Annotated in this window: 7 protein-coding genes; 4 read left to right on the plus strand and 3 right to left on the minus strand. The window is 60.0% G+C overall.

All coding sequences use genetic code 11. From position 1 onward, the window contains the following. Window positions 1-125 precede the first annotated feature (125 nt). The 3 genes from GO592_RS43275 (at window position 126) to GO592_RS43285 (ending at window position 5,282) form a co-directional block, all read left to right on the plus strand. Window positions 126-2,174 carry a hypothetical protein gene (locus tag GO592_RS43275; protein WP_162130659.1) on the plus strand — a complete coding sequence of 683 codons (2,049 nt, stop codon included), beginning with the start codon at window positions 126-128 and terminating at the stop codon, window positions 2,172-2,174. 48 nt (window positions 2,175-2,222) lie between these two features. Continuing rightward, entirely contained in the window at window positions 2,223-2,555 is a 333-nt protein-coding gene (locus tag GO592_RS43280) for a hypothetical protein (RefSeq protein ID WP_007300017.1), read from the plus strand. A 411-nt stretch (window positions 2,556-2,966) separates the two neighbouring features. Beyond that, window positions 2,967-5,282 carry a CHAT domain-containing protein gene (locus GO592_RS43285; protein ID WP_157234326.1) on the plus strand — a complete coding sequence of 772 codons (2,316 nt, stop codon included), beginning with the start codon at window positions 2,967-2,969 and terminating at the stop codon, window positions 5,280-5,282. A gap of 188 nt (window positions 5,283-5,470) precedes the next feature. On the opposite strand, the gene GO592_RS43290 is transcribed toward GO592_RS43285, so the two are convergent. Beyond that, on the minus strand, window positions 5,471-9,409 hold the full coding sequence (locus GO592_RS43290; RefSeq protein ID WP_007300018.1) for a P-loop NTPase: 3,939 nt from the start codon (window positions 9,407-9,409) through the stop codon (window positions 5,471-5,473). A gap of 489 nt (window positions 9,410-9,898) precedes the next feature. Next, on the minus strand, window positions 9,899-11,143 hold the full coding sequence (locus GO592_RS43295) for a tetratricopeptide repeat protein (protein WP_082325019.1): 1,245 nt from the start codon (window positions 11,141-11,143) through the stop codon (window positions 9,899-9,901). Window positions 11,144-11,359: 216 nt separating this feature from the next. Here GO592_RS43295 and GO592_RS43300 point away from each other — a divergent pair, with 216 nt between their 5' ends. Further along, entirely contained in the window at window positions 11,360-12,460 is a 1,101-nt protein-coding gene (locus tag GO592_RS43300) for an IS630 family transposase (protein ID WP_202715098.1), read from the plus strand. Here GO592_RS43300 and GO592_RS43305 read toward each other — a convergent pair. Continuing rightward, window positions 12,438-13,928, minus strand: a complete 1,491-nt coding sequence (locus tag GO592_RS43305) for an AAA family ATPase (protein WP_157234261.1) — start codon at window positions 13,926-13,928, stop codon at window positions 12,438-12,440. The two genes, GO592_RS43300 and GO592_RS43305, sit on opposite strands and share 23 nt — an antisense overlap. Window positions 13,929-14,552 lie beyond the last annotated feature (624 nt).

A 14,552-nucleotide genomic window follows, 5' to 3' on the forward strand; every position in this document is an offset into this window, starting at 1 on the left:
CCTTTCCCGCAATCTTCCGGCTGTCCGCGTGGACGGTCGATGATCACAAGAGGAAGACCATGAGCGCCAACCAACACATCGAATACGCCACCGTCACCACCGGACTCCGCGCACCCCGCGTCGCGGTGGTCTTCCCGGCCCAGGCGAACTGGGACTACTTCGCTCGGGCAGCGATGTACGCCGCCAGCAACACCTGGGGTGGCGCCGGCTTCGTGCTCGTGCCCGCGACCGACGGAAATATCGACCCACGCGTGCGAGATGCCGTCATCGCCTACGACCCTGACTACGTCGTGTCCTACAGCTACACCGTTGGGGACCTCGACAAGCTCACCCCGGGAACCATCGAGCAGATGCTTGACGAGCAGAACATCGACGACCAAGACAGCCGGTCCCGCCTTCGAGACGATCTGCGTTCAACGAACGTCGATGACGACGTTTTGGCTCGAACACGTGATGCAGTGGTGGCAGCGTGTTCGTCATATCGAATGGACAACGGCTCCGAACCAGCAGGCAGCGACCATCGCTGGCACGAGAGAGAACCGACGCTGTCCGCTCCCGGACCGACAGGGCCGGGTAGTCACCTTGGAGCTCTCACCCCGATCGACAAGATCCGGCGCCCATCCGATCCCACACCGGTAAGCGTCTCGCCCGCGCTAACGGGCGATATCGGTGTAGCCGCTGTGATGCGGCTCGGCCTCCTCGGCACCCCGACAGCCGAAGGGCCGACGCTCGACAACACACAACGGTCCGAGGTACAGCGCTGGCTACTCGGTTACCCCACAAGGTTCCAGAGCACAACACCCCAAGTTGTCCTCGACCCCGAATACGGAACAGCTCACGGTCTGCCCTCCGCCTGGGACGCGACAACCCCCGGATTGGCCTCCGTCACCAGTGTCTCCAGCCGCCGCAACCGGAAACTCTGTGTCATCGGCAGCGCAGCAAACGACTTCGCACTGGCCATGATCTGGGATCGACTGTACGGGAACGGGCTGTGGATCCCAGATTCTTGGATCGGCGGCGAGGACCGCGCACACATCCTTCAACTCCTCCGAGATACCCTCACCCCGTTCTACGCCCGTGAAGAGCGAGCGTGGGCCGTAACGTCGGTCTCACACGACACCGATGCAGTGGCAAAGTTCCGCGACGACGTTATCGACGCGCCGTCGACCTTCATGGTCAGCGATCCGAAAGCAGCCGATCCCGCAAATGACCTACCCGTCATCGGACTCGATGACGACCTCCAGTTCCCCGATCGGGGAAAGTTGCATTTTGGAATTGACGAACAGTTCAGCTCCACCACAACCATGCCCGTTCTCCGTGATACGGACGGCTCTACCACTCTCGCTGCGACACCGCCGCTGCCGATCGTTCAGCACGAGCTCCTCAGGACGGTGCCGGATCTGTCCTGGCAGGTCGACATCGATGTCCCCGACACGCCAATTCCGCCGTCTCGGCACATCCCCGCCCACGTGATCCTCCACCCCGACGAATCGCCCCACAACACATGGATGCGCGTCGGTAGAGCGGGCCTGTCGTATGAAGCTCTCGCGTACGGATTCGTCCCCGCAGGGGCATCGGCCGACTTTCGGTTGGCGAAACCGCGGATCAGAAAGCCAGGCATGCGGACGTGGGCCCATGCACGTGCCGCGTTGATGGGGCGAGCCGCCACCACGTCACCTGCAGGACGGCACGGGGACGTCCTCCAGACGATGTTCGGGTCGAGGACGCGCCTCCTAGAAGCTGTTTCCGGTGACCTCCTTCCAGTATTCCGCAGTTTCGTCCCGCAGTCCAAGACGTCCAAGGGGCAGTTCCCAAACAATGAGGGATGCGTCGTGCGAGGGACGGTGTATCTCAACTTCCCAGGCATCGTGTCCATCTCCGGCGTGTCCACCGAGTCGGCACGGTCGCAATGCGACCAGCTTCTCGCCGAGAATATCCTCTCAAGAGGCCTTCTCCTCGATTGCTCGGCCTGCGGCAATGTCGACTTCGTGGTGATCGACCGGCTCCGTCAGAACAATCAGTGCCTTCGGTGCGGCCAACCCAACAACCTCTCGCAATCCCGATGGAAGATGCCCGCCGACGAGCCGCAATGGTTCTACGACCTGCACCCCGTCGCCACCGCGCTCATGGACCAAAATGGCGATGTTCCCATACTTCTCGCTCAACATCTTTAAACAACGGCCAGTCACAGCAGCCGCTACGCCGACTGCGCCGAACTGGAAGTGTCCGACCCGGCAGGGAAGAAGCTCGCCGAAGCAGACTTACTGGCTCTCGTCGATGACAAGGTTGTAGTGGCGGAGGCAAAGTCGACCGACGAACTCGACACAGGGAACCAGAACAAGGCCGCTAGGAAGCGAGTCTTGCTTGCTGAAACCTTTGGTGCAGAGGAGATCATCCTCGCGACAACAAAGGAAGGCTGGAAGGAGGCAAGCATCAGCGCTATGCGCACAGCAGTGAAGGATCATGTCTGGAAAGCAATGCCTCGTCCACGCATTCGAGAAGTCTTCGGTCTGGGCACGGGGGAAGTCAAGGATAGGTACATTGACGCAGACTAGGACTGTGTTGGGCGGGGCCGCGCGCCCGGAACTAAGCAAGTTTCGGGTAGTCGTAACACGTGCTCATGGAGAGTCTTGGGCGGCGCGGGGTCCGGGAGCATTGCATGTTGCGCCTTGCGGGTCGTGCACGGGGCGTGGCAAGACGGACAAGGTGTCTTTCTAAGTCCGGAACTCTATCCGTTTGATTCCATCCAGATCGGCAAACACCTGCCAGCAGATGTGGAATCTAGCTGAACACTTCAGATTGGAGTTGGATCAATGAGGAATGCAACCGTAGAGGGTTTCACTCGCGGTCGACGGGAATGGCTGCGAGGATTGTCAGAGTCATTGATGTCATGCCGTACCGATGTGGATTCGTGCTTCATTCTAGACGGCGGACCTGATTTAAACGTCGTAGAAAAGGCATTTCTCATGATTCACGTGGGTGCTAGTCACATTTATGGCATCGATGACCGGGACATCGCGCTCGAAGGGTACTTGAACATTGGCGGTGTATCGTCGTTAATATCGCGAGTTTGGCGGTCCGGTGCTCCGCCTGAACGGATTGCTTCCAATTTGATCTATTCCTGGTTCAGCTTTTATCGCCTCGGGAGAGATTTATCTGAACTCTCCTCGGACCTTATCGGAATCGCTTATCGGTCACAGCTTGGCCGCAGAATGGCAGAAGTTACTACAGCCGACCTATCGCCCAACTTTATCGACTCCACCCTATCCTCCTACTTGGACGACCATTCCGTCGCCGACTTGGGGTCGCTGAACGAACTGAGCGCTGACGTTCAATGGTCTTTGGATCAGGAAGGGAGTCATCTCGCCATACTTGTGCAAATTCTTGCTGCGGAGGGGTTGAATAGGGTTCTGTCAATGGCTACTCCGCTGGAGGTATTGGCGTGTATGCCAGATGCTGAGTCTGACCGTAGAAATGACAAAGCATTGCAATCGACGAGAAACATTCGTCACTACGAGCTCTCAGTTCCCGGAGGATGGCCTCGCCAACTCCCCGCCGGCGTTCCTGGCTGGGTTGCGGATGCCGTGATCAACAATGGCGCGCGCATGGTCCTGAGTACGGCGGGATACGTCCCGTCATGGACCTTCGTAGCTGAATCTGTCGAAGAGTTGCGTGCTGTTGAAATGTGGACTTATAATCCGGGATTCTTCGTGCGTGAAGAATCGAATCATCTTGTTCTCGGATTTCGCCTTACATACCGCAACGGCGACACGGCATTTGCGTCGTACCGATACAGACTCACTAATGCAGATGAATTTAACTATCTGCGCACGCTTCTCTCGATGAAGTTGGTAAGGCTGGACGTGTATCAGATAAATCCGAGTTCCACGCTTGAATATGTATTCTCATTCGGAACACAAATTCCAGAGGAAGTCGTAGATCAGGGATGGGAATACATTGAACGAAAATGGGATGATGAAGACCGTATTTATGTTCTTAAAGATCGGTCGGCTGCCGATATTCTGGAGCAGATGGCATGGATTGAGACGAATGCGTTCGAGTGTCTAGCCCTTTGTCACGAACCATATCTCAATCAAGATGAATCGGAGCTTCCAGGCGTGTATCGGAACTATTTGCAGGTTATCGATAGTCTGGCGAAAGATCAGTTCCGTGGCTCAATTGTTGACGTTCAGCGGTTCGAACAGGCACGAGAGGACCTGCGCAACGCTATCGGTCGAGCACGGCGCGGAAAAGTCAACGATATCGATCTCGGATTGCTAGGGAAAGGACGAGCATACTGCCAGTTTTCCACGACGGGCTCAGAGCCGGATTACTTAATGGCAAAAGTTGCGTACTTGCAGGACGGCATTCCTGTCGCGAAGATCTTCGAATTCTCGTCCACAATTGATCTGACCAGCCTGTCAGCCCTATCTTGGGACATTCAGGCAGAACGGCTCTCAGTCGGTCTAAATAGATTGGTGGAGTTAATCAGAAGCGGGGTGCACTCGATCGTCCTAAACCTCGGCGCTTCAGTGTACAATCTCCCGTTTCATGAGGCGTTCCTTCGAATGGGGTTTGTGCAGGCCTCGTACAGTCACAGGACGTCGAAACTATCTGACCGTGAACGTTCTGCGGAATCGGAACCGCTCCTCGTCGGGCATGCTGGAGTTGGCAGTAAAAGCATAGCCGCCGTCGATATCGAGTTGGCTGTTCTGTCCGAACTGTACGACGTTCCTGTAGCAAATATGGATCAAGTGAGTTCTGCGCCGAGTGTAGCGCATTTCGCAGGGCATGGAAGGGTCGGTGCGGGCGCATACCAGATCGGGTTGGAGCTTGGGTCGGCCGCTTCCGATTTTCTTTCCTCGGCGCGAATTCTGTTTGAATTCGATTGGCGCGAATCCGATTTGGTGTTCTTGTCCGCCTGCTCGACCGGCAGGGGAGAGTATTCGGATTTGCAGCTAATGGAGTCTGTACCACTAGACGTCGCGCTGGTGGAGAGCGGTGCGCGTGTGGTTGTTTCCACTTCGGCGCCCGTAAACGATATCGTAAGCTTCTTCTTTTCATGCGTAATGCATCATGCCGTGATCCACGGGGAGTCGATCTGGTCAGCCTACCTCCTGGCGAGAGAAGCGGCGTCAACGCAGGTAATTCCGCAATCACAGATAGCGCTAGAACCGGTGCTCGACCGGCATTGGGTTGATTGGCGTTCAGCTCTGAAGGGAGCAAGCGCTCAAGCGCCCTGGGATTGGCAGCTCTTTCGAGTCTCCGGGCGGTGCTGGTAACCGCATCCGGATGTACCGCTTCTGTCCGGGAATCCCGAAACCCTTGCCACCGCAAGGTGCCGAACGTTGTGAACCTTAGCTCCTGCTGCCATGGACGCTTACACAGATTTGCGGCGTGCCCTGGGGATCTCGAGGACTGCCTGCGTGCGCGGGACGACGCCGAGACCTCTCGGTACTGGGTCTCTGCTTTAGAATTCGGTGTCTTGTGCGTATTTGTCTGCGATGTCGTGTGCCTCCTTGCGGAGCCAGTGAACTTGGCGGGTGTATATCGCTTCGAGTCGGGGGTCTGATTCGTCTTGTGCGGCTTTCGTCGCGAGTGTGAGTGCGTGGTTCACGTCCTCGGAGACTCCGTTGGACCAGAAGATGCTGCCCAGCTGTGAAGCGTGTTCGATTGCCTTCAATACCTTTTGAGATATGTCTTGTCCGAGCTGGTCGGCTCGTTGCAGGAAAGATTTCGCGAGGGAGGGTTGTTGGAGAGGCCAGATCTCGGTGGAGCTGAGCAATTCGAGTAGAGCGGTCACTGTTGCGGTATCGACGGGTCCGAGAAGTGACGTGATTGAGTTTTTCTGGGTTTCGGAGATCCCGGTGGCCAAGGCGAGTGCGACCACGGCTTGCCCTCGAGGAACGTCGGGCTGGCTGGTTCTGTCGCGCATCCAGTTCGCAAATATGTCGGGGTGATCGGAGATGGCTTCGGCCAGTCCAGGCAGCTCGTCGGGTAGGCGATTGCCGTGGGAGTTTTCATCGTCGAGTTGGTCGAGAACCAGCCCGGGGTGTGATGACGCGATGCCCTGCACGAGTTGTTGTTCCGCCCATGACTCGAGTCCGGACCGCCGGCCCAGCATCATGATCGCGGTGGCGTCGGATTCGTCGAGCGTCGCTGCCCATGAGATGCCATCGGTTCCGCTCGCATACTCCAGTATCTGGGTTGCCGAATCCGGTGGGATGTCCGCGGCGAGGAGTCGAGGGATTTCGTCCGCTGGTGAGCTTCGGACCAGGACGTGCGACGATTCGAGAAAGACGCGTCGGACATCGACGTCCGGGTCCGCCCAGCCTGACCTGTAGATCGCGAGATAGTCACTGCTTCGGTCGGCCCAGCCGTACTGATCGAATGCACGAGCGATGGCAAGTCGAAGTGCCGGACGACGAGTGCTCGCCTCTGTGAGCCACGTCAGCAGTCTGGGTTCATCGTGCTGTGACCAGGCGTTCAAGAGAATGTTGAGTTGGTTGTCGAGGACGCTTGGGGGCCGTGAGGCGAGGGCGGCGAGGATCTCGACGAGCAGGTGGGGGTGTGCGGCTCCGATGTGGTGGTACAGGGCCCAGAGGTTCGGAGATGTGGAACGGAGTTGGGTGACCTGTTCGGCGACGCTGGTGGTCTGGTCCAGCAGGTTGGTGACATCGTCATCCGCGAGCAGCGTCCTGACTGTGCGAGTGAGTAGCGCCGAGGTGGCGCGTTCGCGTTCGTCGAAGGTTCGGTCGGACACCGTGCTGTCAGTTTCGTCCTTGTCGCCGGCAGCGCGTCGTTTGGACTGCGCCACCGTTTGTGCGAAGTCGTCGAAGGTGGGCAAGGTGTGCCCACGTTGGGACGGAATTCTGAAGCGGTACTCGTTCAGAAGGAGCTCGGCGAGGTCGTCGCCTGGCGTCTGATCCAGCCTGGTGACGAGTGACAGTGCCGCGTAGCGCACACGGATCGAGGTGGCCCGTTCGGCTGACCAGGAAACAAGCTCCCGCACTTTTCGCCGGACGACTGGACTGGGGGTCACCTCGGCTATCTCGCCCAGGACCTCGATTGTGGCCAGATCGTCGCCCTCCCAAGCGAGAACCGCTTCCCGCGGAACCGTGCGTCCGAAGAAGCCCGAGGGCTGACGCAGAGCGGCTGCGAGCAATTCGAGGGCGGGGCCTACGCGGAGGAGGCTGGGATGCTCGGCGACTTGTCGTAGGACCTCCCGTGCCGAGTCTCGAATGGGCCGGAGCGTGTCTGCTGGTAGCTGATAGGAGCTGAGGGAGAGCTCGGTGGACTTGGTCTGGACGCTACGTTTGCCCTCTTTGACGAGTAACGGTTTGAGCGGGAAGGTCGGGTCGGCGAAGTCGGGTGTGGCCTTATCGAGACTCCACGCGCGGACGCGGTTGACGATACGGGGAGCGATCGAGGCATCACTGATTTCACCGAGATTTGCCATGGCAGCGACTGCTGTGGTGATTTCCGATGATGATCGATCCCTCGGTTCGCGCCGGCATCTGATCGCCCAGAGCCCATCCAACGCGGCCTCAAGGTGCGCCGAGTCAGCCTGCGCGCAGAGCCCGTAGAGCCTTGCCAGGAGGCTCTCGATCTCCTGGTCGGTGATCGGCTTGAGCCCGAACCGCTGGCGAGTACGGTGGTCGATCCAGCCTCGTGTCAAAACACGGTTCGTGGCGACGCAGTCCGAGGCGATCAGGTCCGACTCGAGGCGGCCGCGGATACTGTCGAGGAGCACGACCACTCGGCCTGCCTGGGTGCGGGCAAGGCTTCGAAGCTTGTGGAGGGCATGCGATGTCCCATCGAGATCAGTCTGTAGAACTTCTGCACTCAGTTCGTTCCAAATCGGCCCGAACACCGTCGGTAGGCCCTGGTGACGAAGGCGCCAGTCCAGTTCGGCAAGTGTGTTCACCAAGCGGGGAAAGGATTCGGTGTTGAACCGATTCCATACCTCGGTCACGAAGGACGTGTCATGTCCGGCGATGATCGCCTCGCGTTCTAGAATCTGATCGGCGAGTACGTCCGGTACAACCCGGACGACACTGTCGTTGCGGAGCAACACACCGCGAATCTCGAGTTGTGCGAGAAGCCTGAGATGTTCGATGAGCGATTGCTCGCAGAAGGCCGCGAGTTCCGGTGCTACGGATGTGTGCGTGTCGGCGGTGAAGGGGCCGAGCGCGGAGTAAGTCGCGAGGGTCCGGTGGACAACATCGGTACTGAAGTTGCCGATGGCCTCGGTCTGCACCTCCTGGTAACGGCTGAGAACTTCTTGTCGAAGTTCGTTGGACAGTGGCAGAGGGCCCGAGAGTTTTCCTGACTGGGCGAGATTGAGCGCGAGTACAGCGATGTGCGGTGAATGCGTGGTCTGGTCGACCAGATGTTCCGTGAGGGGGAAATTCAGGTCCAGATCCGCTGCGAGTGAAGTGATCAATTTGTGGGCCTCACCGCGGGTCAAGGATCCTAAGCTGATCGAACCCGGCTGATTGAAGCGAGCCTCTGCCAGTGTGCCGCGGAGCGTGTCGATGTGTGTGTCGCGAATCGCGAAGACGAGTTGGGTCCCGGCTACCTGTTGCGCGTACGTGAGGATGAGCGAGATTGACGCCAAAGTGTGGTGAGCATCGTCGATCGCGATGACGGCCGGCGCGTACGGAAGCTCATGGAGAGCGTCGCGGTCTAGCCGACGCCCAGGCGACAAGTACAGGACCGGTACCTCTGGTCGCAACGCCTGCAACATGGTCAGGGCCTCGAGTAGCAGCCGGGATTTCCCACGCCCTCCAGGGCCGCTGAGGATCACGACACCCGGACTTGATTGGCGCAAGCTGTCGACGAGTCCCTCGAGTTCCGATACACGCCCGATCAGCGGTCCGCCGTCATTGAGGATTCGTGCGGGATCGGTCCGCACAGCGGCGGCATCCTCGGGCCGAAGGAACGCGTCTTCGCCAGGACTGCGGAGGAGGCGCTTTCGGGTGGCGAGTCCCCACGTAGCGTCCACTACATGACGGCGCTGTTGTAGCGGGAGGTCGTCGAGGAGTCTCTGCAGTCCTCGCTGATCGAGAAGCTCCCACTTGTCGTGCGTCTTGATACGTGTGCGCGCTGCCGGCGATGCCTGGCCGGAGAAGGTCAGGAAGTACCGGTCAGCCTGGAAGGTGCACTTGGCGACGACCGCATCAACCTGCTCAGGTGTGAGCTTCTTCTGCTGCTTGCACTGCCACGCGGCGGACGCGCCATCGGAGAAGGATCCTTCAAAGTCGACTCCATGCTGCTTGTCACCTGGCCGCCCCCAACGCTCCACCCGGGTGACGTGAACGACGTCGTCGGAGCAGAAGCGGTGTGCAGTAAGTAGGCGCTCGGTGAAGTCCTCGAACTCTTGCCATGTGAGCTCGGGCGTGGGCACGAGGTGGTCATTGTCGACACGACCGGAGGGAGCGCCCCCAGAAAGTTCCGTCACCGTCTCATTGTGAACGACTGGGACGACACCTCTGACCCGCGGGTGCGCTCCAGTGGAGGGCTCGTTGTTCCCAGGCCCTGTGCTCACTGGCTGCGGATGGGCAGGGTGGTTTGTCGGCGACTCTGAAATCCTGCTCGGGCGTCCACCGTCCCTCGCGGTCGACAATGCTCGAACGCGCACAGGGCATCGGCGCGAATGCTGTTCGTGGCAGCTTCCATCGGGAGCACGAATTGTTGGAGCAGCGCGATCCTGTACTCGGTCCGCACCGGGAGAAGATCAAACGAGGCGGTGTCGCCGACAAACGGCAGGAACAATGATGCGAGTACACGATCCCATCGTTGATGCTGGGAGTTATGACGGCGAGCACGGGAGAGTTCGACTTACGGCCATGCTATGTCCGGCGTCGAGAAGGTGGTGGATGATTCCGCGTGCGTGTCAGTGATGTTGTGAGTGGGTCCATTTGCCAAAATGCTCTCTGGCGGTGAGTGTTTCAGGGTGTTTTGGACCCAAAACTCGCTCCATGATCGGAACCAGTTCATCGAGATGGTTTCGGGCTGTGTCGATGTCGCCCGCGAGCCCGATCCACTCGGCTGAATTGCTGCGTGCGGTGAGAGTATGCGGGTGCTCGGGACCGTATACCCTGCCCAGAAGTAGGGCGAGATCGACGTATCGGTCCCGCGCGGTGGCCGGGTCGCCGGCCATCCCAATCCACCGGTTCAAGTTTCCACGGGCAGAAAGGGTTTCCAAGTGTTCCGGGCCGAATACCCGCTCCATGATCGGAAGCAGGTGCGTGAGTTGATCTCGTGCGGTGGAGGCGTCGCCTGCTGCCCCGACATATCCGGCTAGATTGTTGCGTGAAATGAGGGTGTTCCGATGTTCTGGACCCAATACACGAGCGCGAGTCTGCACCACAGCGCAGAGTTGATCTCGCGCAGTTTCTGCGTCGCCTGCGATTCCTGCCCAGTGGGCATAATTGTTGTAGGCAGTGAGCGTCGTGGGGTGGTCTGGTCCAAGCACCTGCTCCGTGATCGGCACCAGTCTGAGGTAGAGGTCCCGCGCCGTGGCCGCGTCGCCGGCCTCTCCGATCCAACCGGCAAGACTATCCTTCAGAACGAGGGTGTTGTGGTGGTACTCACCGAATATTCGTTGTGTGATCGGCACCAGTTCGAGGTAGAGGTCCCGCGCTGCGGCCGGATCCCCAGCAATTCCGATCCACCGGGCTAGATTGTGTCGGGCCGCGAGTGTTTTCGGGTGTTCTCTTCCAAATTTTTTCTCTTTGATCAGGGCGTTCTCTAACCAAATATCCCGTGCGACAGAAGGTTCACCAGCGTGCCCAGCCCAGAGGGCGAGGTGTTCGTGGGCGACCAAAGTGTCCGTGTGTTCCGGTCCGAGAACCGTCTTGAGGGTGGAGCACCAATGCTGCCACCGTTCAACTTCGTCGATTGCCCGGTCCAGGGGACGAGCCAAAAGGCTCGTCAGTACGGCCGCGCTGGACTTTTTTGCGGCCCAAAGATGGTCGGCTTCGGCGCGGGCGGCGTACTGATATATGGGGTCGGTGGGGTTGGTGGTTCCAGGGTCGGCCATCGAATGAATGGCCTCAGTGAGCGCGACATGGCCAGGTACTGGGTCGACACTGAATTGCACTTGGCGCCCTGTCTTGAGCAGGTAATCTTCGGCCACGCTGGCGTGGAATAGCCCAATCCGTTCGTGGGACTGCCCCGCGTCCGAACGAGCTATCAGTCCTGAAAGCCGGCTGATGACATCTCGGAATCGGGTTGTTGTGTCAGGGCCGTCCAGCCGGGCGCTCGCGGCGACCGCAAGCGAGATCGGCAAGCGAGGACCAATCCCGCTAGTGGTCCGTCTGCGAATTAGTGGAGCGTTTTGTATAGTCGATGCATGGTTGCAGCGGCGTTGTCGGTCAGTGACGAACAGCGGGCGGAGTTGAGGCGGATGGCGGTCTCGACGACACTGCCGCACCGGAAGGTGGTCCAGGCACGGGCCTTGCTGTGGGCAGGCGACGGAGTCGCCAATGCCGAGATAGCCAGACGTTGCCAGGTGACTCCGGAAGCGGTGCGGCGCTGGCGCTCTCGCTTCGCAGAAGAGGGAACTTCCGGGGTCGGGACGGTCGCGAAGGGGCGAGGCCGCAAACCGAGTTTGCCGGCGGGCACAGTCGAAGAAGTGCTGCGGTTGACCCATCAGGAGCGTCCGGCGGACGGCTCGACACACTGGAGCACCCGGACGATGGCCGCCCGCGTCGGGATCGGGAAGGACTCCGTCGCCAAGATCTGGGCTGATCACAATCTCAAGCCCTGGCGGGTCGCGACGTTCAAGATCAGCAACGATCCGCGATTCGAGGAGAAACTCGTCGATGTCGTTGGGCTGTACCTGAACCCGCCCGCGCGGGCGGTGGTGTTCTCGTTCGACGAGAAGACGCAATGCCAGGCGTTGGACCGCACCCAGCCGTCGCTGCCCATGAAGCCAGGACGCGCCGGGACGATGACCCACGACTACAAGCGCAACGGCACCATCGATCTGTTCGCGGCGATGAACGTCGGCACCGGGGAGGTCCTCACAGACCTCCGCAAGGGCCACGCCGGAGCCGATGTGCTGCGGTTCTTCAAGCAGATCGACGCCAGCGTCCCGCGCTCGCTCGACGTTCACGTCGTGCTCGACAACCTGTCCGCGCACTCGACCCCGGAGATCAAAGCGTGGTTGGCGCACAAGAACCGTCGCCGGTGGCGCCTGCATTACACCCCAACGTCGAGTTCCTGGCTGAACCTGATCGAACGCTGGTTCAAAGAACTGACCGACAAGCGGCTGCGCCGCGGCGTCTTCACCAGCGTCACCGACCTTGCCGACGCGATCACCACGTGGGCACAACACTGGAACGAGGAACCCAAACCCTTCGTGTGGAAAGCGACCGCGGAAGACATCATCGCCAAAGTCCAACGCGGCCGCACCGCCCTCCACAAGATCAAATCGCAGACAGACCACTAGCCGCGAGAATGGTTAAGACGGGTCTCAACTCCCGCTGCCAGTTGTCACGAGTATCGGCTCCGGCGTATAGCAACTCCGCCTCGTAAAGAAGCGCAATGTCGGGGTTGTCAGGAATATCGGTCTGAGTGAAGTCTGGCCGGGTTGCCCGCTCAGCAAGGAGATGAGCGTGCAGCCAACTGCCGTGGGCCTTTGTAACCAGCAATGCGGTATGGAGAGGGTCAATGCCGCGGGCCTGCAAGTAGGCTTCGATCACATCGTCACCGGGCGGTTCGGCCTCGACCTGGTGTGCGCCGGGTGGGCGGATCACAGCCGGCCGTGCAGTCAGCACAAAGCGCACGGAGTGGGCACTTCCTGCTCCGCTCGGAGATCCGGTGAGCGCGGAGATTACCGCATTGCGGACGACGTTCTCGGTCGCCTCAGGAAGTTCATCGACTGCGTCGATGATCAAGCAGACTGGTGTAGAAAGGTGTAGGCGTGCCAGCGGTCCGATGACACAGCGCTGCAGTGCAGGCAAACTCTGGAGCTCGACGTCATCGAGGCTTGCCTCGTAGGCGCGAGCAGAAGCGGCGAAACCAGGGAGTCGGTCGGTGAGCTGGGCCGCAAGCATGGCCGCGAGTGCCGCAGAGGTGGTGTCGCGACTGCAAAAGGCAATCGCCGTTATCGCGGCCTCGCGAACCGATGGTGTCGTGGAAGACCGAAACAGCGCAGCCGCCAGCGTGCTCTTCCCGCGGCCACGTGGTCCGGTGAGCACAACGCATTGGTATTGCTCGCCAGCCTCGATTAGCGCCTGCAATGTCGAGGTGTTCTGTAGATAGCTAGTGAGCTCGCCGACGCGGTTCAGTACTGCTCGGACTGCATCATCTGCGGCAGGGTCGTGTACCGCAGCGTTGTAGGCCAGCCAGAGACCCTCGTCGCCGGCCTGCGCCCAGCCGCCACCGTCGATGGTGACTCGTTGCGGTTGCTGCGCCGGGCACCCCTTCACTAGCGGTTCTCGCAAATACCGTGCATCGATCGTCGTGCCGGCCGCAGGCACTCCAGTTTTCAGTACCCGCACCATCGTTCGGGTGAAATCGCCACCATAGGCATTGGAGTTTGCCGATGAAGTCAGCAACTCATATCGTCGGGACTTCAGCCCCAGCCCGACATCCCCCCAGGCGCGAGCTGACTGCTGTGCGGCTACTCCCGCGTGACAGGTATCGAGCAACACGATCAACCCGTCCAGATCGGCGTGATCACGAAGGCCTTCCTTTAACGCTTGAGACAAGTGCACATCCGTCATGGATTTGCCGGTGCCAGTCGCGTCGGCGCAGAGGTAGTAAAAGTCGTCCTCGCAGGCAAGCCCGTGTCCGATCAACGCAATCACCAAGGTGGCTCCCTCCTGCGCAGAGTCGATGAAAGCTGACTCGATGGCGTACAGAACTTCTGCTCGAGTGGGATCGAGGAGCAACGACGAATCTTTCTGCGCCAACGCCGGAGAGCAGGCCCCGAGCCGAGAGTCTGTGAGCACGTCGTATAGCTCATGCGCAAGCTCAGGAAGGAAGCTAAGCGTGTATGTCTCGCCCAAGGCCGGGCACTGAGAGGCGATCACCAGTACCCGCCGCTGCGCTGAACTTCTCACCCCGACATAATGGACCAAACACCTCCGCGGCGTGGGAAGGAGGTGTCGCGCCGCGACCCATCCACGCACCGACCGCGAGGAGTTCCGAGGTGTCCGACGTTGTACTTGTACACGGAATCGCCCAGGAACAACACTCAGCAGCAACGCTTGAATCCGCCTGGATTCTTGGCCTTGCCGGTGGCCTTGAGAACGCCGGTTACAGGCCGCTCGCCGATCGACTCTGCCGAGAGGCGCAGGCAGGTTCCGAGGCTATTACGGTCAGGATGGCCTTCTATGGAAGTCTCTTCCTGACCCCGGATCGGCAAGGTGCCGACTTGGTCGGCCTAATGGGAGTCGATCAGCGAGCCTTCGACAGGTAACTGCCTGTTCACGGCAGGCTGATCACGGAGCCGCCGGCCGGTGAGCACTGTTCGCGCCTGGAGGGATGGTTGACTCCTAGAGTTAGATCGTGCCCCGGCCCGGTCGGTGAGGTCG

Source organism: Rhodococcus sp. 21391, assembly GCF_016772255.1.
GTDB lineage: Bacteria > Actinomycetota > Actinomycetes > Mycobacteriales > Mycobacteriaceae > Rhodococcus_F > Rhodococcus_F opacus.